At 57.6% G+C, this 26,381-nt stretch carries 24 protein-coding genes and 1 pseudogene; 14 read left to right on the plus strand and 11 right to left on the minus strand.

What is annotated here, in order from left to right; translation table 11 throughout:
• The first annotated feature begins 13 nt into the window (after positions 1 to 13).
• The 6 genes from F3J36_RS23235 to F3J36_RS23260 all read left to right on the plus strand — a co-directional run bounded on the left by F3J36_RS23235 (position 14) and on the right by F3J36_RS23260 (position 6,320).
• Entirely contained in the window at positions 14 to 892 is an 879-nt protein-coding gene (locus F3J36_RS23235) for a creatininase family protein (protein ID WP_166720702.1), read from the plus strand.
• Between the two features lie 13 nt (positions 893 to 905).
• On the plus strand, positions 906 to 1,877 hold the full coding sequence (locus F3J36_RS23240; RefSeq protein ID WP_088518058.1) for an ABC transporter substrate-binding protein: 972 nt from the start codon (positions 906 to 908) through the stop codon (positions 1,875 to 1,877).
• Positions 1,874 to 2,704 (plus strand): ABC transporter ATP-binding protein, encoded by an 831-nt coding sequence (locus F3J36_RS23245; protein WP_141495252.1) that lies wholly within the window; start codon positions 1,874 to 1,876, stop codon positions 2,702 to 2,704. Before F3J36_RS23240 ends, F3J36_RS23245 begins: the two co-directional genes overlap by 4 nt.
• A complete protein-coding gene (locus F3J36_RS23250; RefSeq protein WP_166720703.1) occupies positions 2,701 to 3,498 on the plus strand; it encodes an ABC transporter permease in 798 nt (265 codons plus the stop codon). Before F3J36_RS23245 ends, F3J36_RS23250 begins: the two co-directional genes overlap by 4 nt.
• Positions 3,499 to 3,555: 57 nt before the next feature.
• The gene (locus F3J36_RS23255) at positions 3,556 to 4,944 is read left to right on the plus strand and encodes an FAD-binding oxidoreductase (protein ID WP_088518055.1); all 1,389 of its coding nucleotides are present in this window, start codon (positions 3,556 to 3,558) and stop codon (positions 4,942 to 4,944) included.
• A gap of 104 nt (positions 4,945 to 5,048) precedes the next feature.
• On the plus strand, positions 5,049 to 6,320 hold the full coding sequence (locus F3J36_RS23260; protein WP_166720704.1) for a TonB-dependent receptor: 1,272 nt from the start codon (positions 5,049 to 5,051) through the stop codon (positions 6,318 to 6,320).
• A 174-nt stretch (positions 6,321 to 6,494) separates the two neighbouring features.
• On the opposite strand, the gene F3J36_RS23265 is transcribed toward F3J36_RS23260, so the two are convergent.
• The 3 genes from F3J36_RS23265 to F3J36_RS23275 are packed head-to-tail and all read right to left on the minus strand — an operon-like array spanning position 6,495 to position 9,095.
• Positions 6,495 to 7,151 (minus strand): methionine ABC transporter permease, encoded by a 657-nt coding sequence (locus F3J36_RS23265; protein ID WP_166720705.1) that lies wholly within the window; start codon positions 7,149 to 7,151, stop codon positions 6,495 to 6,497.
• The gene (locus F3J36_RS23270) at positions 7,132 to 8,256 is read right to left on the minus strand and encodes a methionine ABC transporter ATP-binding protein (RefSeq protein ID WP_166720706.1); all 1,125 of its coding nucleotides are present in this window, start codon (positions 8,254 to 8,256) and stop codon (positions 7,132 to 7,134) included. The genes F3J36_RS23265 and F3J36_RS23270 overlap by 20 nt, the downstream gene beginning before the upstream one ends.
• 11 nt (positions 8,257 to 8,267) lie before the next feature.
• Positions 8,268 to 9,095, minus strand: a complete 828-nt coding sequence (locus tag F3J36_RS23275) for a MetQ/NlpA family ABC transporter substrate-binding protein (protein ID WP_166720707.1) — start codon at positions 9,093 to 9,095, stop codon at positions 8,268 to 8,270.
• Positions 9,096 to 9,307: 212 nt separating this feature from the next.
• On the opposite strand from F3J36_RS23275, the gene F3J36_RS23280 reads away from it, so the two are divergent.
• The 3 genes from F3J36_RS23280 (at position 9,308) to F3J36_RS23290 (ending at position 12,260) form a co-directional block, all read left to right on the plus strand.
• Positions 9,308 to 9,949, plus strand: coding sequence for a TetR family transcriptional regulator (locus tag F3J36_RS23280; protein ID WP_021509768.1), 642 nt, complete (start codon positions 9,308 to 9,310; stop codon positions 9,947 to 9,949).
• Positions 9,950 to 10,027: 78 nt separating this feature from the next.
• On the plus strand, positions 10,028 to 11,410 hold the full coding sequence (locus F3J36_RS23285; RefSeq protein WP_166720708.1) for a D-arabinono-1,4-lactone oxidase: 1,383 nt from the start codon (positions 10,028 to 10,030) through the stop codon (positions 11,408 to 11,410).
• 22 nt (positions 11,411 to 11,432) lie between these two features.
• Positions 11,433 to 12,260, plus strand: a complete 828-nt coding sequence (locus tag F3J36_RS23290) for a glycosyltransferase family 8 protein (RefSeq protein WP_166720709.1) — start codon at positions 11,433 to 11,435, stop codon at positions 12,258 to 12,260.
• Positions 12,261 to 12,522: 262 nt separating this feature from the next.
• Here the strand turns inward: F3J36_RS23290 and F3J36_RS23295 are convergent, their stop codons facing one another.
• From F3J36_RS23295 to F3J36_RS23305, 3 genes and pseudogenes are all read right to left on the minus strand, one after another.
• Positions 12,523 to 12,933: a type II toxin-antitoxin system HicB family antitoxin gene (locus tag F3J36_RS23295; protein ID WP_058781997.1), complete on the minus strand. Its 411-nt coding sequence runs from the start codon at positions 12,931 to 12,933 to the stop codon at positions 12,523 to 12,525.
• 18 nt (positions 12,934 to 12,951) lie between these two features.
• Positions 12,952 to 13,141, minus strand: a pseudogene (locus F3J36_RS24285) (type II toxin-antitoxin system HicA family toxin).
• A gap of 120 nt (positions 13,142 to 13,261) precedes the next feature.
• Positions 13,262 to 14,284 (minus strand): LLM class flavin-dependent oxidoreductase, encoded by a 1,023-nt coding sequence (locus F3J36_RS23305; protein ID WP_166720711.1) that lies wholly within the window; start codon positions 14,282 to 14,284, stop codon positions 13,262 to 13,264.
• Positions 14,285 to 14,501: 217 nt separating this feature from the next.
• Here F3J36_RS23305 and F3J36_RS23310 point away from each other — a divergent pair, with 217 nt between their 5' ends.
• The gene (locus tag F3J36_RS23310) at positions 14,502 to 15,569 is read left to right on the plus strand and encodes a fatty acid desaturase (RefSeq protein ID WP_166720712.1); all 1,068 of its coding nucleotides are present in this window, start codon (positions 14,502 to 14,504) and stop codon (positions 15,567 to 15,569) included.
• Entirely contained in the window at positions 15,466 to 16,251 is a 786-nt protein-coding gene (locus F3J36_RS23315) for a phosphate/phosphite/phosphonate ABC transporter substrate-binding protein (RefSeq protein ID WP_247653241.1), read from the plus strand. Before F3J36_RS23310 ends, F3J36_RS23315 begins: the two co-directional genes overlap by 104 nt.
• A 39-nt stretch (positions 16,252 to 16,290) precedes the next feature.
• Here the strand turns inward: F3J36_RS23315 and fusA are convergent, their stop codons facing one another.
• Complete coding sequence (gene fusA / locus F3J36_RS23320; RefSeq protein WP_166720713.1) at positions 16,291 to 18,390, minus strand: elongation factor G; 2,100 nt, start codon at positions 18,388 to 18,390, stop codon at positions 16,291 to 16,293.
• A gap of 211 nt (positions 18,391 to 18,601) precedes the next feature.
• Here fusA and F3J36_RS23325 point away from each other — a divergent pair, with 211 nt between their 5' ends.
• Positions 18,602 to 19,513 (plus strand): ketopantoate reductase family protein, encoded by a 912-nt coding sequence (locus F3J36_RS23325; RefSeq protein ID WP_166720714.1) that lies wholly within the window; start codon positions 18,602 to 18,604, stop codon positions 19,511 to 19,513.
• A gap of 214 nt (positions 19,514 to 19,727) precedes the next feature.
• Here F3J36_RS23325 and F3J36_RS23330 read toward each other — a convergent pair whose 3' ends face one another.
• Positions 19,728 to 20,477, minus strand: coding sequence for a YdcF family protein (locus tag F3J36_RS23330; protein ID WP_166720720.1), 750 nt, complete (start codon positions 20,475 to 20,477; stop codon positions 19,728 to 19,730).
• A gap of 120 nt (positions 20,478 to 20,597) precedes the next feature.
• Here F3J36_RS23330 and F3J36_RS23335 point away from each other — a divergent pair, with 120 nt between their 5' ends.
• Complete coding sequence (locus tag F3J36_RS23335; RefSeq protein ID WP_166720715.1) at positions 20,598 to 21,665, plus strand: LacI family DNA-binding transcriptional regulator; 1,068 nt, start codon at positions 20,598 to 20,600, stop codon at positions 21,663 to 21,665.
• Positions 21,666 to 21,708: 43 nt separating this feature from the next.
• Here the strand turns inward: F3J36_RS23335 and tmaR are convergent, their stop codons facing one another.
• From tmaR to dacD, 3 genes are all read right to left on the minus strand, one after another.
• Positions 21,709 to 22,029: a PTS system regulator TmaR gene (gene tmaR / locus F3J36_RS23340; protein WP_021509369.1), complete on the minus strand. Its 321-nt coding sequence runs from the start codon at positions 22,027 to 22,029 to the stop codon at positions 21,709 to 21,711.
• 171 nt (positions 22,030 to 22,200) lie between these two features.
• Positions 22,201 to 23,259: an FUSC family protein gene (locus tag F3J36_RS23345; protein WP_021509368.1), complete on the minus strand. Its 1,059-nt coding sequence runs from the start codon at positions 23,257 to 23,259 to the stop codon at positions 22,201 to 22,203.
• 162 nt (positions 23,260 to 23,421) lie between these two features.
• On the minus strand, positions 23,422 to 24,588 hold the full coding sequence (dacD, locus tag F3J36_RS23350; RefSeq protein ID WP_211073294.1) for a serine-type D-Ala-D-Ala carboxypeptidase DacD: 1,167 nt from the start codon (positions 24,586 to 24,588) through the stop codon (positions 23,422 to 23,424).
• A 202-nt stretch (positions 24,589 to 24,790) separates the two neighbouring features.
• Between dacD and sbcB the strand changes: the two genes are divergently transcribed.
• Positions 24,791 to 26,212 carry an exodeoxyribonuclease I gene (gene sbcB / locus F3J36_RS23355; RefSeq protein WP_166720717.1) on the plus strand — a complete coding sequence of 474 codons (1,422 nt, stop codon included), beginning with the start codon at positions 24,791 to 24,793 and terminating at the stop codon, positions 26,210 to 26,212.
• The last annotated feature ends 169 nt before the right edge of the window (positions 26,213 to 26,381 follow it).

A 26,381-nucleotide genomic window follows, 5' to 3' on the forward strand; every position in this document is an offset into this window, starting at 1 on the left:
GCGAGGAAACAGTATGTTGCATGGTTATATCCCGGCAAACCGCTTTTTGCCGTACCTGAGCTGGACCGACATCGCCACACTGGATAATAAAGCCAATACGGTGATTGTGTTACCGACCGGCGCCATCGAACAGCATGGTCCCCATCTGCCGTGTGCCGTAGACAGCGTCATTTCATCGGGCGTGGTCGGCCATGCTCTGGCACGTTTATCCGCGGATATCCCGGCTTATGCCATTCCGCCGATCACCTATGGCAAATCCGATGAGCACCTGCACTTTCCCGGCACGCTGACGCTGACCGGGGAAACTTTGTTACATACCATTCTGGAGATTGGTGAATCCCTTTATCGCGCCGGTTTCCGCAAGTTTTTAATGGTGAATGGCCATGGCGGGCAGCCACAGCCGCTGCAGATGGCCGCACGCGAACTCCGTCTGCGACACGGTGACATGATCATCATCATGCAAGACACCTTCAAAGTGCCCAACTGTGCCGAAAGTTTTATGGACGACAAAGAGCGTCAAATGGCGATGCATGCCGGTCATGCGGAAACCGCACTGATGCTGGCACTCGCCCCCGACACCGTGCAGATGAGCAAAGCCGTGGCGAATTATCCGCCTGCATTCCCTTGCCCGACGCTCTCGACCAGTAAACCCATGGCGGCATGGGCTTCTTATGATTTCGGTCCCAGCGGCGTGATTGGCGATCCACTGCCGTCCACCCCCGAACAAGGCGCGGCGATTCTGGATTCGCTGGCGGAAAGTTGGGCACAGGTGATCACCGAAATGCATCAAATGAGCTGGGTAACCCGCGCTGAACCGGCATGGGGCACAGGTCACTGGCAGGGCAAAGTATTAGACCACAACGACGCTGCATCACTCTTAACACCGCGCTAACCGGGGGATCACGATGAATAAAAAATTAAGCATGATTGCCGCACTGTCGCTGGCGCTGTCGGCCCAGAGCATGGCGGCGGAGAAATTCACCTTTATGACCAACTGGTATGCGCAAGCAGAGCATGGCGGTTTTTATCAGGCACTGGCGCAGAACCTGTATAAAGATGCCGGGCTGGACGTCACCATTAAAATGGGTGGTCCCCAGGTTCACACCATGCAGTTGATGGCGGCGGGTCAGGCAGACTGCATCATCAGCGATAACATGCAGGCGCTTGAATCCTGGCAGCAGGGTGTTGAAGCCGTGCCCGTTGCCACTACGTTCCAGCACTCGGCAATTGCTTTTCTCACCCATCCTGATGTGAAAGATAAAGCGGATCTGCAGGGTAAAACCTTCCTGCTGGCGGCGGAAGCTTATACCTCTTACTGGCCGTGGGCACAGAGTGCGCTCAGCCTGAAGAATGCGCGCGTGCGTCCGTACACGTTCAGCATCCAGCCATTCCTCGCAGACAAAACGCTGGTGCAGCAGGGTTATATCACCTCGGAACCTTTTGCTGTGCAGAAAGCCCATGCGCAAGCCAATGTCTACCCGATCAGCGAATGGGGTTACCCGCCCTACGGCAACAGCATTGTGTGCATGAAATCAACCATTGAAAAACGTCCGCAGGCGGTAGCCGCATTCGTTAAAGCCTCAATGCAGGGCTGGAAAAACTATCTGCAGGATCCGAGTGCTGGCAACGTCCTCATCAGGAAAGAGAATCCACAGATGAGCGAGGAGCAGATCGCCTTCGGTATTGCCCAGATGAAGAAATACCAGATGGTGACGGGCGGCGACGCGCAAACAGCGGGTATCGGTATTATTACCGAGCCACGGCTAAAACAGACATGGCAGCTGCTGGTGGATAACAAGCTAATCGATCCGGCCAAAGTGCCGTTTGCGGGTAGCTACACGCTGCAGTTCATCAAAGACGTTAAGGTCATGCCATGAACACCGCCAGCAACATAACGCCGATCAATCCGGACAGCCAGCCACGGCCTGCCGCGCCGCCGGCGATTGAGGTGCTCTCCGCGGAGAAAATCTATCCCAACGGGACGCGGGCGCTGCTGCCGGTGGAACTGACCGTGCGCCAGGGCGAGTTTGTTTCACTGCTCGGCCCTTCCGGCTGTGGCAAAAGTACCTTGCTGAAAATGATCGCCGGCTTAATTGAACCCAGTGATGGCAAACTGATGCTATTTCGTCGCGATCGTCGGGAGAATCAACGTGATCTGCCGCTTTCCTTTGTGTTTCAGGAAGCCACCCTGATGCCGTGGAGCACCGTGCATAAGAATGTACGCCTGCCGTTGGATCTGGCGGGGGTACCACGCGGTGAAGCCGACACCCGGGTGCGCGAGATTCTGGCACTGGTTGGCCTGGGTCAGTTTGGTCATGTACTGCCACGCGAGCTTTCCGGTGGCATGCAGATGCGGGTGTCAATTGCCCGTGGTTTAGTGACGCGTCCCCGGGTGCTGTTGATGGATGAGCCCTTTGGCGCGCTGGACGAAATCACCCGCAACAAACTGGACAGCGACCTGCTCGATTTGTGGCAGGAGCAAAAGCTTACAGTAGTTTTTGTGACCCACTCGATTCAGGAAGCCGTATTCCTGTCGCAGCGTGTGATTATGATGGCCGCGCGACCGGGTCGCGTTGTTGATGATATTCGCATTGAAACCAGCCTGCCGCGTGATGATGCGTTTCGTGTCAGTCAGCCGTTTACCCATTATGCGCAGCTGTTGCAGCGCGGCCTGCTCGCAGCCAGTCAGGAGAGCAAAGCATGAAACCGCTTGCAGCAAACCGTAAATTTCAACAATGGCTGTTTCCGGCGGTAGTCGCCATTGCCATGCTGTTACTGTGGCAGTTTCTGGTCACCGCGTTTAAGGTGCCCGCCTTTCTGGTCCCTTCTCCACTCATCGTGGCGCAAAGCCTGGCGCAAAACTTTCCGGCGTTGTTTATGTCCTTACTTTACACGCTGAAAATCACGGTGATCTCGTTTGTGCTGGCGACGGTTATTGGCTCCATCATTGCGTTTTTACTGGTGCAGAATCGGTTTATCGAGACGGCGTTATTTCCTTATATTGTCTTTCTGCAGGTAACGCCGATTGTCGCCATTGCGCCGCTGATCATTATTTGGGTGAAAGACACCACGTTGTCCCTGGTGGTGTGCGCCACTCTGATGGCGGTGTTCCCGATCATTTCAAACACCACACAAGGTTTACGTAGCGTGTCTCCGGGGCTACTGAGCTATTTCAGGCTAAACCATGCATCGCGCCTGCAAATTTTAATACGCCTGCGCATTCCATCGGCGTTGCCCTACTTCTTTGGTGCGTTGCGCATCTCCAGTGGTTTGTCGCTGATTGGCGCGGTGGTCGCGGAGTTTGTTGCAGGCACCGGCGGCACGGATACCGGGCTGGCCTATCAGATCCTGCAGGCTGGCTATCAACTCAATATTCCGCTGATGTTTGCCGCATTGTTACTGATTTCCCTGGCCGGCTTCCTGCTCTTTGCACTGATGTCATGGCTCACGCGCCGCGTACTGGCAGCATGGCATGAGAGTGAATTGAGCCCGAGTTAATGCAACACGGGCGGATCATCAACCGCCCGTCACCTCTTCTACTGACAGGAGCTATACATGTCTGAACCCGATCGCCAGTTTGCACTGGCGGCGCTGGTCGCGGCGTTGCCGGAATTTGACTGGATTAAAGAAGCGCCGAAAGTAAAACGTCTGTCACGTGACTTTCACTGGTTTAGCCCGGTGCTTAAACACCAGCTGGAAGAGAAGTTCGCCGAGCTGGCTGTTCGTCCACGCGATGAGAACGAACTGCTTGCCGTTGTGGCAGCCTGTGCCAAAGCGCGTATCCCACTGAATCTCCGGGGGGGCGGCACCGGCAACTACGGCCAGCTGATTCCGCTGGAGGGCGGTGTCATGGTCGACATGACACGCCTGAACAGCGTCACCGCCATGGGTACCGGTACGGTGCGCGCGCAGGCTGGCATTCGTCTGGGCGATCTCGAAGCACATACCCGCCCGCATGGCTGGGAGCTGCGTTGCATGCCCTCAACCTGGAAACTTGCCACGCTGGGTGGCTTGTTTGGCGGCGGTTTTGGCGGAGTCGGATCGATTAACTACGGTCCGCTGGCCGCGCCAGGCAACGTGCTGTCAATTCGTATGATGACGATGGAAGAGACACCGCGCATCATTACGTTGCAGGCACCGGACGCCCTGCTGTTGCATCATGCTTACGGCAGCAATGGCATCGTGCTGGAGATCGAGTTGGCACTGGCACCCTGCCACGACTGGATAGAGCGCCTGGATACCTTCGCCGATTTCCCCTCTGCAATGGCTTATGCCGATGCACTGGCGCGTTCACCTGGCATTGTTAAACGCCAAATCGCGGTATTTGCCGCACCGGTGCTGGATTATTTCAGCGATTTAGCGGAGGCGCAGATTCGGGCTCAACACGGTGTCATTTCAGTGACGGGAAGCGAGAGTGATGGCCTGCTGCCCGCCATCCTCGCACAACACAACGGCCGTAATGCATTGCACTTTGCCGAAGGGGAAAATAGCGGCCATTCCCTGATTGAATATTGCTGGAACCACACCACCCTGCAGGCATTGAAGGTTGATAAAACCCTGACTTACCTGCAAACCGCTTACGCTGTGGATAATTACCATCAACAGGTGCTGGCAATGGAAGCTGAATTATCGGATGAGGTGATGTCACATATTGAATTTCTGCGCGACATGAACGGTGCGCTCACCTGTAGCGGCCTGCCATTAATCCGTTACAGCAGCCCGGAACGGCTCAACGCCATTATGGATATTTATCGTAGCCATAATGTGAAAATAAATAATCCACATGTCATTCATATTGAGGATGGCAAACAAGGTATGGTGCGGCCTGATGTGGTTGCCCTAAAATCCGCCTGCGATCCTTACAACTTATTAAACCCCGGCAAGCTACGTGGCTGGGAAGTACGTGAAACCTTGCCGGCGGTACATATTCCCGGCGTTAATTGATCATCACTTTTTATTTACGGCATAACTCACCGCCGGGTGATCCTCTCACCCGGCTGGCATCGTTACGCTTTCCTCAACGGGTGTGTTTATTCAGGGATCATGCAATGAGAGCACTAACACGTGTCGGTTTACTTGCGCTGTTTTTCCCCTTCGCGCCAGCAACACTGGCTGCGACACAAAGTAATATCAGCGACTGTCATTACGATGCCAGCGGTGTAGACAGCTTCAGCGATATATTCACCTGCGGTACCGTTAGCGGCAGTTTGCGTACGCTCTACTACTCCACACACAATGCCTATTTTTCCAAAGGCTTTAATCAGGACACCACCAGTTACGGCGGCAGTGTGAAATATGAAACGGCTCCCGCGTATGGTTTTCGCGCTGGCGTGAGCGCCATCTTTTTGCGGGGGATTGATCACCCTGATGAAGCGCATACCATCAGCGACATTGGTGATAATCAGACCAATATCGGGGAAGCTTATTTAAGCTGGCAACAGGATGATTTTAAAATTACTGTCGGCGATCAACGCATTAACATTCCCTTCGTCGGTGACTATGACTGGCGTATTACACCGATACTCTTCAGGGGCGTTGATGCCAATTATGGCGACAGCACCCAGTATTTGCATGCGACCAAAGTCTGGCGCTACAAGCCCTGGGGCGACGATCAGTTCCTGGATACCACGGCCTATTCGGATATCGATGAGCGCACTAACGGCATGTGGGCGATTGGTGGCGGACAGGGCACGCAGTGGGATAATAAAAAACTTACCGGACAAGTGTGGTATCAGGAATATGCTGATTATTCCCGCGTTGTCTATGGCGAAAGTCATGTGCAGTGGCAGGATACATTGTTGCAGCCGGATGTGGCTCTGCAGTTTATTCGCGGTACCAGCTTAGGGAAAGCGCTGGCCGGAGAGGTCAATAGCACCTCTTACGGTGCTCAGCTCGCGCTGAGTTTCACTCCTGCACTGAACTGGAAATTGGGCTACGACCATATTGCTGCCAGCCCCAATAGCTGGGGTAACGGTTCACTGGTGGTGCCTTATGCCCACAACAGTTCATCGGGTCCCTATTTCGCCCAGCCGTTTTTCACCAGTACCCAGGATCTGGGCAGTGGCAATGCGTATATGACCAACCTGAACTACGTGCTTAATGAGCATCTTTCTCTGGGTACACAATATTCGTTTATGGATTTAAAACCCTCGGCACAGTCTGCCAGCATTAATCAGTCGGAATATCTGGTGTATTTCACCTGGGCGTTCAGCGGTGTATTAAAAGGATTAAGCGTGACCGATTTTGCCGGCGTGCAGACATCGCCTCTGTACGATTCACATTTCTGGCAGAATCGTTTGAGTTTGCAATACGACTTCTAATCATTCATTCCATCAGAATTAACTGTCTTTACCCGCTGTTCAGAGTGGATGAATTGCTGATTAACCCATAGGCCCCTTTAACAGGGGCCTGTTGAGTTTTTTGACGACATGCGTCGCCAGCGCCTGATACGGAGCATTTGTTTGCAGGAGAGCGTACTGCCGCAGACGTTTTTCTCAGTGCCGCCTGTCAATGCGCTGCACCAGCCGATCGCCGAGCCACTGGATACCGCACACCAGCACGATCAGTACGGCGATCACCGCCACCATCACCGCCGTGTCAAAACGCTGATAACCATAGCGAATTGCCAGATCGCCCAGACCGCCCGCCCCGATGGCACCCGCCATTGCCGAGGCGCCGATCAGCGCCACCAGCGTGACGACAAAACCAGAAAGAATGCCCGGCAGCGCTTCAGGAATCAGCACCTCCCAGACAATACGTAATTTGCTGGCGCCCATGGCACGCACCGCATCAATCAGCCCGCGATCGACATCGCGCAGTGACACTTCCGCTACCCGGGCAAAATACGGCGTGGCGGTGATCGATAACGGCACAATTGCGGCCCAGGTGCCCAGAGAGGTGCCGACCAGCAGACGGGTAAAGGGAATCAGCGCCACCAGCAGAATAATGAACGGCAGCGAGCGAAAGCCGTTGATCACTATGCCCAGCAGACGATTGATGCTCCGGTTTTCAGCAATGCCGCCGGGGCTGGTGGTCACCAGAATCAGTCCCAGCGGTAATCCGGCCAGCAGCGAAAACAGGCCGGCCACCGCCGTCATCAGCAGCGTTTCACCCAACGCGTTGAGCAGTAAATCAATCATCACTGGCGACATAACCGACCAACTCCACCTGTGCCTGCTGCGCACGCAGCCAGCTGAGAACCTGATACTCATCGGCAGCGTTGGCGGCCGGGAGCGCAATAAAGAAACGCACTACCGCGTAGTGCTGAATGTGGTCGATGCCCCCCTGCAGCAGGCGAAATTTACCCGGCAGAGCGCTGGCAAACTGCGTCAGCAAATCTCCCTGCGCCGCCACGCCAGCAAAGTGAACGCTATAGATCGCCTCACCTTCACGCTGTTCGCTGAGCCGCGCTGCGAGATTCTCGGGCAGCTGCGGCAGCAGTCCGCGCAGCAGCGTGCGCGTCAGCGCGGATTGCGGATGGGCGAACACCTGCCACACCGGGCCCTGCTCGACAATCTCCCCGGCGTCGATGACGGCCACGCGATGCGCCACGGATTTGATCACCTCCATCTCATGCGTGATCAGCAGAATAGTGATACCAAGCTGCTGATTGAGCGATTTCAGCAGCGCGAGAATCGAGCGGGTGGTTTCCGGATCGAGCGCCGACGTGGCTTCGTCACACAGCAGCAGCGCCGGGCTGGCGGCCAGCGCGCGGGCAATACCGACACGCTGTTTTTGTCCGCCGGAAAGCGCCGCCGGATAGTGTCCGGCCTTGTCGCTCAACCCCACCAGCGCCAGCAGTTCCGCTACGCGCTGGTTGCGCTTTGCCTTTTCCATGCCAGCTATTTTCAGCGGCAGCGCCACATTCTGCGCCACGGTTTTTGCCGACAGCAGATTGAAGTGCTGAAACACCATGCCAACGCGACTGCGCACCGCCTGCAGCTGCTGTTCCGACAGACCGGTAATACGCCGCCCTTCAATCTCGATTACGCCTTCGTCGGGCTGCTCCAGCCCGTTGAGACAGCGAATCAGCGTCGATTTTCCGGCGCCGCTGCGCCCGATCAGGCCAAGGATTTCGCCTTTTTGCACCGTCAGTGAGACATTGCGCAGCGCCTGTGTCTGGCCGAAACGGCGCGACACGCCCTGCAAACGCACCACGTTGCTGTGCTGCGCCACGCGATCGCGTACTGTTGCCTCTTCGATCACGCCGCGCGCCACGGCGGTCAGGGGCACGGTGGCCTCGGAAAATAGCGTCATGGATGGGTTCCTTACCAGGCGGTTTCGCCCGTGCCTTTGTAGACCTTGTCAAACACCGTTTTGACGGCATCGTTCTGGTACGATGCCACCAGGGTTTTCACCCACGGGGCGCTGGCGTTCTCTTTTTTCACCGCGATAAAGTTGTTGTACGGGTTGTCTTTCACCGGCTCCTGCGCGATACGATCCGCTGCGGTCAGACCGCTTTTCAGCGCCCAGTCGGTATTGACCACTGCCGCATCCAGATCCGGCACCGAGCGACCAATGATGCCGGAATCCAGCTCTTTGATTTTCAGGTGATGGGGATTGTCAGTGATGTCGGCCGTGGTGGCGGCAATGCCGACGCCCGGTTTGAGTTTGATCAGCCCTTGCTGCTGCAGCAGCACCAGACCGCGCGCCTCGTTCGACGGATCGTTAGGCACGCCGATTACCGCTCCGTCTTTCAGAGCGGCGGCGCTTTTCACTTTCTTCGAATAGAGACCGATCGGCCAGACGGCGGTATCGCCGACGCGCACGATATCGTAATGATTGACCTTGATTTGATTATTCAGGAACGGCTGATGCTGGAAGGCATTGGCATCCACTTCACCATTCTGTAACGCTTCGTTGGGCTGATTATAATCATTGAAAATCACGGTCTTCACCGTCAGTCCTTTCGCGGCGGCCTGCCTGATCACTTCACGCCAGACGTCTTCGTCCTCGCCGCTCATGATGCCGACCTTCACCGCGGTTTTATCCGCCGCCTGCGCCACTGAAAACGGCGCGACCACGCTGCCGGCAACCAGTAATGCGCCGACGGTTAACAACAATTTCTTTTGGGCTGATGCAAAGCGTGTGTGCATAAATTATTTCCTGAGTGTTATTATTACGCGAGTCAAAATAAGCTGCCGTGATCGACAGATACGCGCAGTATACGCAGTTGCTTATTCCAGCATTATGATTTATCCGGGAATGCTATTCCTGAAATGAATAAAGCCATGCCGCCGCTCGTCGCGCCAAAAGGCCCCGGACGGCTGTGCTACCATGCCTGTTTGATTGACCGTTATTGAGCGCTATGTCGGATACCACACCCAAACGTAAAAATGACCCGGAAGGGTTGAAAAAACGCATCCTCGCGGGTGCGCTGCAAACCTTCGCCGAATACGGTATGCAGGGCGCGCGAATGGAGCAGATTGCTGAACTGGCACAGACCACCAAGCGCATGGTGGTGTATCACTTCATCAACAAAGAGAAGCTGTATATTGAGGTGCTGGAGCAGGTGTATCAGGCGATCCGCCAGCATGAAACCGGCCTGAATCTTACTACGCTGGAGCCGGAGGAGGCGATGATCAAACTGGTGGAAGCCAGTTTTGACTATCACGTCACGCATCCCGATTTTATGCGCCTGGTGTGTACAGAAAACCTGCTGCGCGGGCGTTACATCATGCAGTCGGAACGCATCAAAGCGATGAACAAAAGTACCCTCGATTTGCTTGATGACATCCTGTCCCGCGGCCAGCGTCAGGGCATCTTTATCGACGGGCTGGATACCGTGGACGTACACCGCCTGCTCAGCAGTATTTGTGTGCATCACGTCTCCAACCGCTACACCTTCCACACGCTGTTTACCCCCCACGATAGTGAAGAGGACAGTATTCGCCGCAACCGTCAGCTGGCGGTGACGGCCACGCTGCGCTATATCCGCAAAGCCCCGTAATCTGCGGGTTCGCTGTGATGGTCTACGCTTGATCAAATAACCGGGACCGTGACAGACCTCAGATTAAGGAACGCTGTAGTGAAGAAAGATGCTCTCCTCTATCCGTTACGCAACACGCAAAATACCGATGACACGCCTGCGCTCTGGAACTGGGCGCAGAATTCGGTCGTTGGCCAGCGCCAGCAGTTGCATCAGCCGCGCAGTGAAGCTGAGTTGCAACAGCTGTTGCGCGACTCGCACGGCAAAGTGCGCGTGCTCGGCAGCCGTTTGTCGCCCGGTCGCATGCTGTGCGTACAGCCGCAGGACGTGCTGCTGGATCTCAGTGCGCTGCGCGGCATCCTCGCTCAGGATGAAGAGAGCGTAACGTTTGCCGCGGGCACGCCGCTGCAGCAGGTGTATGACAGCCTGACAAAGATGGATCGCATGCTCGCCTCCTCGCCCGGCGTGATTGCGGTGCAGACGCTGGCAGGCGCGCTGGCAACCGGCACCCACGGTCAGGGCCTGGCACAGAGTTCGCTGGCGGACGAAGCGCTGCATATCCGCATGGTGCTGGCCGATTGCAGCGTGCGCGAGTTTCAGCGCGGCGACGCCGATTTCCCGGCGGCGATGGTGTCACTTGGCGCGCTCGGCATCGTCACCGCCATTACCTTGCGCACTCAGCCATTTCGCCTGTTTACCTGCCATAAATTCGCGGCGTCTGCCGATTCACTGGAACAGGATTTGCTGACGTGGAATGAGCAGCACGAACTCAGCAAAGCGTGGTGGTTTGTCGATGACAACCTGATGCATGTCTGGAACGCCGATGTCGCCAGTGCGGAAGACAGCCAGGCGTGGTACGACCATCAGCGCGAAGTGATTGAGCACGGCGATCAGGCCGACAGCAGCCTGAACGACACCATCGATCAGACGCTGGAACACATGCATCGCGACACGCAGATTCACGGCAAAGGCGGCAAACAGTTCCGTACCGTCACCCGCTTCCGTGATTTCACCGACATCAGCGGCGATATCTACCAGCTGTTTTGTCGTGGCATCGCCGTACCGCAGATCAACGTTGAGATTGGCGTGCCGCTGGCCAAAACGCCGGAAATTATCAGTAAGATCAAAGCCTGGTACGCGCAGAATCGTCCGCACATGCACTATCCCATCATCCTGCGCTGCACCGGCGCTTCACAGGCGTGGATGAGCCCGGCGCATCAGCAGCCGACCTGCTTTTTTGGTTTCGTGGTGTATTACGCGGATGACGGCTCACTGTCGCAGGACGGACTGCATTTCCTCACCGAAGTGGAAAAACTGCTGGCGGCGGAAGGCGGACGTCCGCATTGGGGTAAATATTACGATCCGCAGCGCTATCAGTGGCGCGCCATCTATCCGCAGTGGGATGCGTTTCGTGCAGTGCGTGAACAGCTGGATCCGACGCACCGCTTTAGCAATGACTATGTCACGGCTTTGTTTGATTAATTGAGTTTGATGGGGAGAATTTATGTACGCCTGGGTAACGCTGTTAACGCAGCCGGAATATTATGTCGGGGTGAAAGCGCTGCATCGCTCACTCAAACGCAGCGAAACGCGCTGGCCGCTGATTGTGATGGTCACCGATGCCATCGACCTGAGCATGCGCGAAGCATTGCAGGCGCTGGGCTGTGTGATCCATCCGGTCCAGCCGCTGATGCCGGACGCCGCGCTGGAGCAGCATTATGCCTCGGCACAGTTTGGTGAAGTGTGGAGCAAGCTGCGCGCCTGGGAGCTGACCGGCTGCGCGCGCGTGGTGTTTCTTGATGCCGATATGCTGGTGCTGCGCAACATGGATGAGCTGTTTACGCTTGACCTCGGCAAGCATGCGCTGGCGGCCTGTCATGCCTGCCGCTGCAACCCGAATCAAATCGCCAGCTATCCTGACAGCTGGCAGCCGGAGCATTGTCACTACACCTGGCAGGCGCGCGGTGAAACACCGCCCGCCGAGCTTGATAACTATCTCAATGGCGGTTTTCTGGTGCTGCAGCCGGATCAGGCGGTATTTGACTGGCTGCAGCAGAAAGTGGCTGAGATTGACGACCTGCGCCGCTATCCGTTCTCCGAACAGGATTTGCTCAATGAAGTGTTTGCCGGACGCTGGCTGCCGCTGCCGTACATTTATAACGCGCTGAAAACCCTGCCGTTCCAGCATGCCGGCTTATGGCATGACGATGAGGTGAAGAATCTGCACTACATTCTCGCCAAACCGTGGAAACGCGATCTGAACCAGCCAGAGGCGCAGCGCGATCGTTATTACGCGCTGGATAAGCTGTGGTGGGAGCTGGGGGCAGATTAATGGCTGGTCGCGGCGCGATTTATCGCGCAAGAGTTGGTCGCCATGAATGGCGACCCTACCGGGTTGAATGCGGGTTACAAGGTCTGGGTGCGTTCGTGAAGGACGCGTTGTCGCCATCAATGGCGACCCTGCAGAATCTGATATGTGTCAAAAGACCTTGCCGCGTTTCCCAGGGTGCGCATTAATGCGCAGCTGGTAGCGGCACGATTTATCGCGCAATGGTTGGTCGCCGCAAAACTGCCATCGTTTCGCCCTTCCTGCTTCAGCGCGTTTTTGCAATGCGCTCCAGCGCAACCTGCGCCAGAAATCCTGAACGGGTTTTAAATTCCGGATGCGTCGCTACGCAACGGTCGATGCGATCAATCAGTAACTTCGGCAGAGTGACATTGATTTTTTCCGAGCCGCCCAGAATCCGGGTCACATCAACATCCACCAGCACCCACACGTAACCAGCAAACTCCGCCGATTTCATCAGCGATTTAAGGTCCGAGACCGCCGGAATATCCTGGCCGAGTTCAACCATTAACTCCAGATGTCCGGTAATCGCCTCTTTGGCGTTTTTTACGGCCTCCTCCAGCGTATCTCCCGCGGAAAAACAGCCGGGTAAATCCGGCACCGTAACGCCGTACGCGGTGGTTTCATCTCCCGCTTCGATTGCGATGGGGTAAAACATAAGTGTGCCTCTTGCAAATTAATGGACGGTCAATCCGGCCTGTTTTCTGATACTTTTTTACCGTTTTAATCGGCAAATCCTTTTTTGGATGCGGTATCGTGACCAGGCCTTTTTTCGTCGGATGGACAAAATGATGGTGGCTACCGTTAATTCGTATCAGCTCCCAGCCGTCGGCTTTGATTTCGGCCATTAGCGATCGGCTATCCATGCGCGTGTACTGCTACGTCCTGAAAGCAATAAAATAACCCCAATAACCCTGAAATGCAACAGTCAGAGTTATTGGGGTTATTAAATTTCAATAATTGTGCGCTTCCCTGCGCACTGTGGCTTAACGCCAGCCGAGCTCTGGCGCGACGTGGGTCAGAATGCTGTCGATCACGTGCGCACAATAATCCACACCAAGCTGATTAGGGATGGTCAGCAATAGGGTATCGGCTTCCGCAATGGCTTCATCCTGCGCCAGCTGTTTGATCAGCTGTTCCGGCTCTGCAGCATAGCTACGCCCAAAGATGGCGCGGGTTTTCTCATCGAGGAACCCGACGGAATCCTGCTCCTGTCCGCCGCGACCAAAGTAAGCGCGGTCGGTATCGTTCATCAGGGCAAAAATACTGCGGCTGACCGACACGCGCGGCGCACGCTGATGCCCTGCCGCCTGCCAGGCTTCTTTATAGGCGCGAATCTGCTTCGCCTGCTGCACATGGAACGGTTCGCCGGTCTCGTCATCCTTGAGCGTCGAACTTTGCAAATTCATCCCCAGCTGGGCTGCCCAGATCGATGTGGCGTTCGAGCCGGAGCCCCACCAGATACGCTCGCGCAGGCTTTCGGAATACGGCTCGAGGCGCAGCAGTCCCGGTGGATTCGGGAACATCGGCTGCGGATTGGGTTTGGCAAACCCTTCGCCACGCAGCACTTCCAGCAGCTCTTCGGTGTGACGACGTCCCATATCCGCATCGGTTTCCCCTTCGCGCGGATTAAAGCCAAAGTAGCGGTAGCCTTCAATCACCTGCTCCGGCGAGCCACGGCTCAGGCCGAGCTGCAAACGGCCGTTGGCGATCAGGTCCGCTGCCCCGGCGTCCTCCGCCATATACAGCGGATTTTCGTAACGCATGTCGATCACACCGGTACCAATCTCGATGCGGCTGGTTTTGGCACCGACCGCCGCCAGCAGCGGAAACGGTGAACTCAGCTGGCGGGCAAAGTGGTGTACGCGGAAATAGGCACCGTCGGCACCCAGTTCTTCGGCGGCAACCGCCAGGTCAATCGACTGCAACAGCACATCCTGCGCCGAACGAGTGGCCGAGTGCGGTGACGGGGTCCAGTGACCGAAAGATAAAAAGCCAATTTTTTTCATGCTAAATGCTCCTCGCGGGCCAGAACTGCGCCGGCGTCATCAATCAGAATTCGATGAGGTAAGGTTACGCCTGTGCAAAGAGGACTGATAGCCAATAGTTTTCGCGCGCTTCTTCAACTTTTTTGCATAACAAAGCAATTTTCCGTCTTTGTGTTTATCACGCGTATCGCGCATCGTGAGCGCATCTTTTCCCGACTCGCTGACTGAATACATGAACATGGTCACAGGAACCTCCGCCTACCTCAGTGCGCAACAGCGCGAAGTGGTGCACCAGCTGGCGCGCAGCTGGCTCTGGCGCAGCGAATTGCCGACCTGGCTGTTAATCATGACCGTTTATAGCGGCTGGTTCGCCAGCGTGCTGTACTGGCAAACACTGGGCCTGCCCCTCGCCACGCTGCTGCTGATCCTGTTCACCACCTGGTATTTGTCGCTGCAGCATGAGCTGATTCATGGCCATCCGACGCGTCTGCCACGCCTTAATCAGCTGTTTGGCACGCTGCCGCTGGCGGTGTGGTATCCGTATGGTCTGTACCGGGATTCGCACCTGGCACATCACCGCAACCACACCCTGACCGATCCGCATGATGATCCGGAAACCTATTATCTGTCGCCAGCACACTGGACACGGCTTAAACCCTGGCAACAGCGCGTTATACATCTGCGCAACACCTTTCTGGGACGTCTGCTGCTGGGACCGCTGCTGGATATCCTCGCCACGCTGCGCGCGCTGACGCAAAGCGTGGTGCAGCGCGACGTGCCGGCGATGATGATGTGGCTGGTGCACCTGCTACTGCTGGCCGGACTGTTTTACTGGCTCAGCCTGTGCGGCTTTTCCCCGCTGTGGCTGGTGCTGGCGGTGAGCTATCCGGCGCTGATGCTGACCAAGGTGCGCTCATTTTACGAACATCGTGCCGATGAGGCGCCGCTGGCGCGCTCGGTGAATAACGAAGCGGCCTGGCCATGGCGCCTGCTGTTCCTGAATCTCAACTATCATTCTGTACATCACGATCTGCCCGGTTTACCCTGGTACGGTCTGCGCAAAGTCTATTTGCTCTACCGCGACGGCTACTATCAGCTTAATCAGGGTTTTCGCGTTGCCGGTTACGGCGAATGGATGAAGCGCTTCTGGCGTCAGCCGATCGACGTTAACGCCCACCCGGGACACCACAAGGACGCACAGAATGCACATCATCTCTTTACCGATGTACGACATCGACCACCCGAGCTCGCTGGCCATGACCTCAGTGCTGACGCGGCTGCTGGCGAAGCGCGGCGTGCAGGCTGAGGTACAATGGCACGACGACCTGCTGCCGCACTGGCGTGATGACAATCTGCTGCTGAGTCAGACCTGCGGCTATCCGCTGGTCGCGCTATTGCCTGACGTGCAACTGGTGGGCACGTTTCAGTCCAATGCGCCTGGCTGCCATGACCTGCGCTATCGCAGCTGGCTGGTGGCGCGGCAGGAAGATGAGAACCTGAGCCTCGCCGATTTCCGTGACCGCCGCGCAGTGTGCAACAGCAATGACTCACACTCCGGATACAATTCGCTGCGCTACGTGGTCGCGCCGCTGGCCCGGGACGGCAAATTCTTCGCCACTACCCGGTTCAGCGGCAGCCACCGTCAGTCGCTGGCCGCGCTGCGCGCCGGACAGGCCGACCTCGCCGCCATTGATTGCATCACCTGGGCGCTGCTACGCAAATACCGGCCGCAGGAGCTGCAGGGCTTAGCCATTATCGGTGAAACCCCGCTGTGTGCCGCGCTGCCGCTGATAACCTCGGCGAAAACCGACAGTCTGCTACTGGAAAAGCTGCGCAGCACGCTGTTTGAACTGGCCAATGTGGAGGATTACAAGGATGTGATGAAGGCCAACCTGCTGGCGGGCTTTTCTGTGCCGCAGCGCGACTGGTTTGACGAGGTTAAACGCTGGGAAGATGACGCCGCCGCGCTGGGCGTGACGGCGCTGTAGATAAAGCACTAACCGGCGACATCCCTGCCGCCAGCAAGCTTACTGTGCGCGAGCCGCGATAATCGCCTCCGCGACGTTACGCGGTGCTTCGGCGTAGTGGGCAAACTCCATGCTGTACGTGGCGCGGCCCTGCGACATCGAGCGTAGCGTGGTGGCGTAGCCAAACATCTCGGCCAGCGGCACTTCAGCACGGATAATGCGCGCGCCGAAACGCTCGTCCATGCCCTGCAGCGTGCCGCGCCGGGATGACAAATCGCCCATCACGCCGCCGGCATACTCTTCCGGCGTCTCCACTTCCACCTGCATCACCGGCTCAAGTATCACCGGATTAGCCTGTTTCGCTGCCGCTTTGAAGCCAAAGATCGCCGCCATGCGGAACGCCATCTCCGACGAGTCAACGTCGTGATAAGAGCCAAATGTCAGCGTGGCTTTGATGTCGACCACCGGATAACCGGCCAGCACGCCGCTGTTGAGCGCTTCGCGAATGCCCTTCTCGACCGAAGGAATAAATTCGCGCGGCACCACGCCGCCTTTGGTCGCGTCTTCAAAGGCGAAACCGCTTCCGGCCGCCTGCGGCTCCAGCGTCAGCACCACGTGACCATACTGGCCCTTACCGCCTGACTGACGCACGAATTTTCCTTCCACCTCGCGCACCGTTTTGCGGATGGTTTCGCGGTAGGTTACCTGCGGCCGGCCAATATTGGCTTCCACGCCAAACTCGCGTTTCAGACGGTCGACGATGATCTCCAGATGCAGTTCACCCATGCCGGAGATGATGGTCTGACCGGACTCCTCATCGGTGTGCAGCCGGAACGACGGATCCTCTGCCGCCAGCCGCTGCAGCGCCAGCCCCATTTTTTCCTGATCGCCTTTAGTCTTTGGCTCAATCGACAGCGAAATCACCGGATCGGGAAACTCCATGCGCTCCAGCGTGATTACCGCATTAGGATCGCACAGCGTTTCGCCGGTGGTGACCTCTTTCAGCCCAACGCAGGCGGCAATATCGCCGGCGCGGATCTCATCAATTTCGATGCGATCGTTAGCCTGCATCTGCACGATGCGGCCAATGCGCTCTTTACGCCCTTTCACCGCGTTCCACACGCTGTCACCCTTGCGCAGCACGCCAGAATAGACGCGCACAAAGGTCAGCTGACCGACGTAAGGATCGCTCATCAGCTTGAACGCCAGCGCCGAGAAAGGTTCCTCATCGTCAGCATGGCGTTCGTCGTGTTCGCCGCGCTCGTTGATGCCGGCGACCGGCGGCACATCGAGCGGTGAAGGCATCAGTTCGATGACCGCATCGAGCATGCGCTGCACCCCTTTGTTTTTAAACGCGCTGCCGCACAGCATCGGCTGGATTTCGCCCGCCAGCGTGCGCTGCCGCAGCCCGGCAATCACCTCGTCATCACTGAGATCGCCCTGCTCCAGATAGCGATCCATCAGCGCTTCGCTGGCTTCTGCCGCTGCTGCCACCATGTTTTCCCGCCACTCCGCCGCCTGCGCCTGCAGCGCGTCCGGAATCGGCGCATAGCTAAAGCTCATGCCCTGGCTGGCGTCGTCCCAGTAGATGGCGCGCATTTTGTTGAGATCGATGACCCCGCTGAACTGCTCTTCTGCGCCGATGGGAATGACAATCGGCACCGGATGCGCCTGCAGGCGATCTTTCATCATCTGCACCACGCGGAAAAAGTCCGCGCCCTGGCGGTCCATCTTGTTGACGAACGCAATGCGCGGCACGTGGTATTTATTCGCCTGTCGCCACACGGTTTCTGACTGCGGCTGAACGCCACCGACCGCGTCGTACACCATCACGGCACCATCCAGCACGCGCATTGAGCGCTCCACTTCAATGGTGAAGTCAACGTGTCCGGGAGTATCAATGATGTTGATACGGTGCGGCGTAAAACTGCCGTCCATGCCCGGCCAGTAGCAGCTGACCGCCGCCGAGGTGATGGTAATGCCGCGCTCCTGCTCCTGCGCCATCCAGTCGGTGGTTGCCGCACCATCGTGCACTTCACCCAGCTTGTGGCTCATTCCGGTGTAAAACAGGATGCGCTCAGTGGTGGTGGTTTTACCGGCATCGATGTGCGCGGAGATGCCGATGTTGCGATAACGTTCGATGGGGAGGGGTCGGGGCATGATGCGTCCTTAGTCTGTTGACGAAAAAAACCGGCAGGCACCATTGCCCGCCGCTGTGCCCCAGCATAAACCCATTGTACGAATGAATACGAACAGTTTGAGCTTTTTTTGCTCATCGCTGAGATTGTCACGGTTTTCCGCATTTGCGGTGTGGCGCAGTGACGCGCAGCGCTTTAAGGTAAGGCTTTCATGCTTAACGGGAAAACAGTCCATGCGTATTCTGATTGTGGGAGCCGGTGCCACCGGCGGGTACTTTGGCGCGCGCCTGGCGCAGGCCGGCCGTGATGTGACCTTTCTGGTGCGCGAGCGCCGCCAGCAGCAGCTGCAACAAACCGGACTGGTGCTGCAAACGCCGGAGGGCAGCACGGTGCTGCAGCCGCAGCTGGCGCTGGCCTCGACGCTGACCGGTGATTACGATCTGATTATCCTGACGGTGAAAAGCTTTGCGCTGGAACAGGCAATTGAAGACATTGCCCCGGCGGTCGGCGCGCAGACGCTGATCATGCCGATCCTCAATGGCATGCGTCACATTGATACGCTGCGCGCACGTTTCGGTGACAAGGTGATTGGCGGGCTGTGTAAGATTCACGCCACGCTGGGCGAGCACGGCGAAGTGATGCAGCTGTCGCCGCTGCACGTGCTTTACTACGGCGCGCTGGACGGCAACAACGATGCCCGTCTGGCGCGCGTGGATGCCGCGCTGCGTGATGCGCAGTTTGATAGCGTGTTCGCCGATAACATTATCAGTGAGCTGTGGGAGAAGTGGCAGCTGCTGAGCACGCTGGGTGCCGTGTGCTGTGTGGCGCGCGGCAATACGCAGCACATCCTGCGTTCAGCCGGTGGTGAAGCGCTGTTACAGGGCATTTTCGCCGAGGTACTGGCGGTGATCACCGCCGATGGCTACCAACAGCGTCCGGCCGTGACGGCGAAGATTTATGAGACGCTGAACAATCCTGATGCGGCGATGACCTCATCCATGTACCGCGATTTAACCCAGGGCTATGATATCGAAGCCGATCAGATCATCGGCGATTTGCTGGTGCGCGGCGCGCGCCATGCGGTGGCGACGCCGTTGCTGAACGCGGTGTATGTGAATTTGCAGGTGTATTTGCAGACGCGGTGATCAGTCCGGTGCGTGGCGTGCCTGGTGCGCATGAATGCCTCCCTGTTATTAGTGAGACATGTCATTGCGGCACCAGCCAGTCGCACAAACCGTAGCGGCGCGATTTATCGCGCAATGTGCATTTCCGCATCGCGGCCGGTTGCGCAATAAATTGCGCCGCTACGGATAGTGCAGAATATTATTTTACTCAATCACATATGCTTTTGGTGACGGCTTAACCCAACCGCGACTGCACGCCGGGCAGCTGCATCAGGCGCTGCCAGGCTGCTTCGACCGCGTCGGGTACATCAACGTGACCGAAGAATCCCTTGCCGTTCGGGCCGTAGCCGCTGGCGTCGTCACGCAGACGCTGCACCTCGCCCATCAGCAGCGACAGGAAACGCTCCACTGACCACAACCCCTGCGGCGGCGCGCCAACGATGCGCAGCATGCCCGCATCCATCATCACCTGCGGCACAAACACCGGCCAGCTGATGAATTCCGGCGCATGCTCACGATCGCGCCACTGCCAGCGGAAGGTTTCCCAGCTGCGGCGCTGCATCAACGGATCCTGCACCAGCAGCACGCGCTGCGGCTGCCACTGCTGCTCATCCAGCAGGCGCTGGCTTAAGGCGGCGTTTTCGCCACAGTTGCGCGAGGCGGTTTCCAGCAGCAGCTGATCGTCAGGCAGCTCCGCGAACACGCGCGCCATCTCGCCCAGCAGCTGCGCTTCGCCCTTGCCGGCGGTGTCGATCTGACGATAGAGCGGATGGCTGGCAATCATCGCGGCCAGCAGCGCGGTTGAGTGACCGATGCCGCCGCTGATCAGCAACGGCAGCTGATATTTCTTCGCCAGCGCAATCACCGCTTCGACGTTCGGCAGCACCGCATGTCCGGCAAGTATGGCTAAATCGACCTCCAGCGTACCGTCCTTTGGCAGATGATCGAGCGCCAGCCAGGCGGCAATGGTGTTGATATCCTGAATTTGATGGTCATTGAGCTACATCACTTTCTCCTTGCGTTATCACTGGCAGTGTAACGCCTTAATACCGCGACGGCAGGGAAAAATTTGCTACACTCGCCGCATTCTCATCAGGAGGGATTAATGACAGCGCGTTCCGTAACGCTTGACGATGTCGCCCGGCTGGCTGGCGTCTCCTATCAAACGGTTTCCCGGGTGCTGAACCATTCGGCGCAGGTGTCACCCCGCACCCGCGCGCGGGTGGAAGCCGCGATGCAGCAGCTCAGCTACGTGCCAAACCGGGTCGCGCAGCAGCTGGCCGGCAAGGCCACGCGCACGCTCGGGCTGGCAACCAGCGATCTGGCGCTGATGGCGCCAGCGCAGATTGCTTCGGCGATTCAGCAGCGCGCGGCGGCGCAGGGCTATCATCTGGTGATCGCCATGGCCAATGCCACCAGCCACGCGCAGGACACGGTACATGAACTGCTGGCGCAGCGCGTCGATGCTCTGCTGATCAACCTGCCGCTGGATGCCGCGCAGGCGGCGCAGATTCAGCAGCAGTGCGGCAGCAAACCGACGCTGTTTCTGGATGTGGAGCGCAGCGCGGCCGTGGCGCAGTGTCAGTACCGGAGCACCAGCGGTGCGCAGCAGGCGGTGGATCACCTGGTGGCGCTCGGCCACCGGCAGATTGGCGTGCTGAACGGGCCTGCCAGCTCCGCGTCAGCGCGGGCGCGATTTAGCGCCTGGCAACAGGCGCTGGCGCGTCATCAGCTGGTGCCGGACTGCGTACTGAGCGGCGACTGGAGCGCAGCGTCCGGCTATCAGGCGCTGCTGACCCGGCTGCCCGACCAGCTGCCGCAGGCGCTGCTGGTGGCTAACGATCAAATGGCGCTGGGCGCGATGCGCGCGCTGCATCAGCATGGCGTACGAATTCCGGCGGAGATGTCGATCATCGGTTACGACGATACGGCGGAGAGCGCGTGGTATCAGCCACCGCTGACCACGGTGCGCCAGGATTTACAGCAGTTAGGCACGGTGAGCGTCAATCGTCTGCTGGCGCAGCTTGAGGGAGAGATACCGGACAGTCAGCCGCTGGAGACCGAACTGGTCCTGCGCGCCACCACGGCGGCGCCGTTGCAGCAGCAGGTGGATGTGGCGGAGATTGCGCAGCAGTTACAGCAGCTGGCGCGGGCATTAAAAAGGTCGCCGTAAAGGGCGACCCTGGAGCAAAACGCGGCTATCGAGCCCGTAAAGCTTACTGCCCTTTTGGTTCGCCCATCGCTTTGAGCTTTTTCGACAGCTCGCGACGCTCTTTCGACAGATCGGCGTTTTTGATGATGTACTCGTCCACGCGATCTTCATAATCCACGCGCATGCTGGCAATGATTTCCTGAATCGCTTCCACGCTCATACCAGGTTTGATGTACTCGCTCAGGTTGTCCAGCAGCAACACACGTTTCTGGTTATCACGGATTTTCTTTTCGTTGTCCGTAATTTCGCGCTGCAGTTTGTTTTTACGACGAAACATACGCACAAACTCCAGTACGTCCTGAAATGATTGCTTGGCATTTTCCATGTTGGCACCTTTCTTGTGGCCTGCCGCGGCAGGCAAAATAGTCATAAACCGGGAAGACATTTAGCTTAGCGGCTTATAAGCCGGGTTCGCAATTTTCACCGCTAAATTCGGACTGGCACTTATCTTAGCGCAAAGAAAGGGCAATTCGCACTAAGTCATTGCCTGAGAAAACTATTTGCGCAGCGCCAGACGCACCAGGTCTGTCATGCGCTCCAGCTGACGTGCCTGCTCCAGACTCAGCCAGACGTAACCGTAAATCGCGGTGGTCTCCAGCCGCGCGCTGCCGTTGGCGATCAGCGCTTCCAGCTCCTGGGTAATGGCTTCCAGCTCGTGGCTGTTGGCAATCACCTGTTCGGTCTCGCCTTTCACCATCAGCGCCGCCAGCGCGTTCAGGGTGTTCTCGGTCATCTGCTGCGTGCGGCGCAGCGTTGGCGCGTTAAGCAAAATCAGATGGCTTTCGCGCGACGCCCACCAGGCTTCAATCTGCATCTGCATGGTGTTAACCATATTACGGTTAATGGTCTGAATGGCTTCAAACACCGATTTAGGGATGCGCGTCTCTTTGCTCGCCGGCTCCAGCAGCGCGCGCATTTTGATCACGCTGGTAAGCAGCTTCTGAAAGCGCGGATTGAGGCGCGGCTTCTCCACCAGATTGGCAGAAAAGCCAGCGTGATGAATCTTCGCCATGTTGATAAAGGCGTCCGACAGCTGAATGCGCCAGTGGGTATAGGCGCGCTGCGCCCAGATGGCACTGAACAGCAAGGCCATCAGCGAGCCGAGAATCACATCGCCGCCGCGCCACAGCGCCACGGTGAAATCGCCGGCCGGCGCGCCGACCACCACGCCGAGCGTGATGCCGATCAGCAGTGCCATATATGGGTGTTTGCCCAGCGTCAGATAGCCGCAGACGATCATCACGATAAAGCACCACACCAGCATCAGTGGCAGTGAGAGCAGCTCCAGCTTCAGCGCGATCAGCCCTGATATCAGCCCGGCAAAGGTACCGCTGATACGCTGCACCACGCGCGGCAAAACATTGCCCCAGGTGGAGATCGGTCCCATCACCACCACCAGCGTGATCAGCGGCCAGGTGCCTTCCGGAATATCGGTGAGACGGACAAACAGAAAGCACAGCACAAAGGCGATAGCGATGCGTACGCCGTGCACGGCGCGGTAGTGGCGGTAAAACCAGAACTCAATCGGAGAGATGGGCTTGTCAGCGCGTAACATGGTGGTCCGGGTGCGATAAAAATTTGCGCGCTATGTTACCCTGGCGCAGCACGAACATTGAGGGGCTGGCGCAACTTTTTGCGCAATAATACAACTGCGCTACATCTTGTTTTCTCAGTGCACACAAGGATGTAACGCAGCGTTTGCTTATCGCCCGACGGCTTACAGTTTCTGTTTCACGTAATCGCTGATGCGCGTGATGATGCCTGCTTTATCGACCGACTGCAGCGCGTACAGCGGATAGCTGGCCAGCTGCTTGTCTTTATCCAGCACCTGAATTTCACCCACCTGCTCGCCGGCTTTGAGTGGCGCTTCGAGGTCTTTACGATTGATCACGTACTTCGCCATCACGTTCGACACTTCGCTGCGCGGCAGTGACAGATAGATATCTTCGGTGGTACCGACGTCCACTTTGTGCGGGTTGCCGTACCAGACATTTTCGCTGCCGATCTTTTTCCCGGCGTGGAACAGCTGCACGGTGTCGAAGTTGTTCTGTCCCCACACCAGCAGTTTACGCGCCTGCTCTTCACGGCCCTTCGAACTTTTCCCGCCCATGATCACCGCAATCAGACGATGGCGACCGACAATGTTCGACGCGACGATGTTGAACCCGGCGCTCTCGGTGTGGCCGGTTTTCATGCCGTCGACGTGCAGATTCTGATCCCACAGCAGGCCGTTACGATTGTTCTGAGTAATGCCGTTGAAGCTGAGGGTTTTCTCGCTGTACATGGCGTAGAAATCCTGCTCACCGTTAATGATGGCGCGCGACAGCACCGCCAGATCGCGCGCGGTGGTGTGCTGCCCCGGCGCATCAAGACCGTGCACGGTTTCGAAGTGGGTGTGCGTCAGGCCGAGCTTCTGCACGTAGCTGTTCATCATGTTGACGAAGCTCTGCTGGCTGCCGGCCATATAGTCGGCCAGCGCCACGCAGGCGTCGTTGCCGGAATCGATGATCACGCCGCGCATCAGGTCGCGCACGGTGACTTTATCGCCCGGCTTAAGAAACATCAGCGACGAGCCTTTAAACACCGGATTGCCGGCGGCCCACGCATCTTTGCCCACCGTGACCACATCGTCACGGGTGATTTTCTTCTGATCGACCGCGCGGTCGACGACATAACCGGTCATCAGTTTGGTCAGGCTGGCCGGGTTGCGCTCCGCGTCCGGGTTGCCTGCGGTGAGGATCTGCCCGGTGGTGGCGTCCATCAGCACCCAGGACGCGGCATCAATGGCCGGCGGCGTCAGGGGAAACGGCATGCTGTCATCCGCGTGCGCCAGCGATGCCCAAACAATCATTCCAGATACAGTTACCAACAGACGCCTTTTCAACACTTCTTCCTCAACATCAAATAAATGAATTTACCGCCGCACGTTTTACGGCAAATAGCGCTTTGATATCTGAATAAATTGAAAAAAAGTATGAACCGCGGACAAATGCTGCGCGCCCGCTCGCAGCGATGGCGATCGAGGTTGTGCTGTACCGGGCTGACGACTATTCTGTGCGTTGATTTTCCACAGCCAGGATAACGCCGTGCCCGCCTCTGAGTTCACTTTTCTGTTCCACGATTATGAAACCTTCGGCAAAAGCCCGTCGCTGGATCGTCCGGCGCAATTTGCAGGCCTGCGCACCGACAAAGCCTTTAACGCCGTAGGCGAACCGCAGGTGTTTTACTGCCAGCTCGCGGACGATTACCTGCCGCAGCCGGAAGCGGTAATGATCACCGGTATCACGCCGCAGGTGGCCAACGCGCGCGGCGTGCCGGAAGTGGAGTTTGCTCAGCGCATTCACGCGCTGTTCAGCGAACCGCAGACCTGTGTGATCGGTTACAACAACGTGCGCTTCGATGACGAAGTGACGCGCAATATCTTCTACCGCAACTTTATCGACCCGTATGGCTGGAGCTGGCAGAACGGCAATTCGCGCTGGGATCTGCTCGACGTGATGCGCGCCTGCTATGCGCTGCGCCCGGAAGGCATCGTCTGGCCGGAGAACGATGACGGTTTCCCGAGCTTTAAGCTGGAGCATCTCACCCAGGCTAACGGCGTGGCACACGAACAGGCGCACGATGCGATGTCCGATGTGTACGCCACGCTGGCGATGGCAAAGCTGGTGCAGGAGAAGCAGCCGAAGCTGTTTGAGTTTCTGTTTACCCATCGCAACAAGCAGAAACTGATGACGCTGATTGATATTCCGCAGATGAAGCCGCTGGTGCACGTTTCCGGCATGTTCGGCGCGGCGCGCGGTAATATCAGCTGGATTGTGCCGCTGGCGTGGCATCCGGATAACAAAAACGCGCTGATCGTGGCCGATCTGGCCGGCGACATGACGCCGCTGCTGACGCTGTCGCCGGATGAGTTGCGCGAGCGGCTGTATACGCGACACAGCGATCTGGGCGATTTGCCGGCGGTGCCGATCAAGCTGGTGCACATCAATAAGTGCCCGGTGCTGGCCCCGGCCAATACATTGCGCCCGGAAGATGCCGAACGACTGGGTATTGATCGTCAGCACTGTCTGGCGAATCTGGCCCTGCTGCGCCAGCATGCCGAAGTGCGGGAAAATGTGGTGACGCTGTTTGCCGAAGCGGAGCCGTTCACCCCGTCGGAGGATGTCGATGCGCAGCTGTATGACGGCTTCTTCAGCGATGCCGATCGCGCCGGCATGAACATCCTGCGCCAGACGCCGCCGCAGAACCTGCCGGCGCTGGATTTGACCTTTGAGGATAAGCGTATCGCGAAGCTGCTGTTCCGCTATCGCGCCCGCAACTTCCCCGGCACGCTGGATGATAAAGAGCAGCAGCGCTGGCTGCAGCACCGCCGCGAGCAGCTTAATGCGGAGCGGGTACAGGCGTTTTTGCTGGAGCTGGAGTCGCTGGCCAGTTTGCATGAGGGCGATGCAGAGAAAATGGCGCAGCTGAAAGCGCTGTATTTGTATGCGCAGGAGCTGGTGTCGTAGCAGGGTTTCGTGCGGGCTGATGCCCTCACCCCGGCCCTCTCCCTGTACAGTCCGGGGACATCGTGAACACTTGTTCGGGGACATGGTAGACACCTACAACTAAGGCATAAGAACCCGTTTATGGAGTCGCTTATGCCCTGGGATGCGAGAGATACCATGTCATTACGTA

The organism is Pantoea sp. Cy-640, from assembly GCF_011752635.1.
GTDB classification, from domain to species: domain Bacteria; phylum Pseudomonadota; class Gammaproteobacteria; order Enterobacterales; family Enterobacteriaceae; genus Pantoea; species Pantoea dispersa.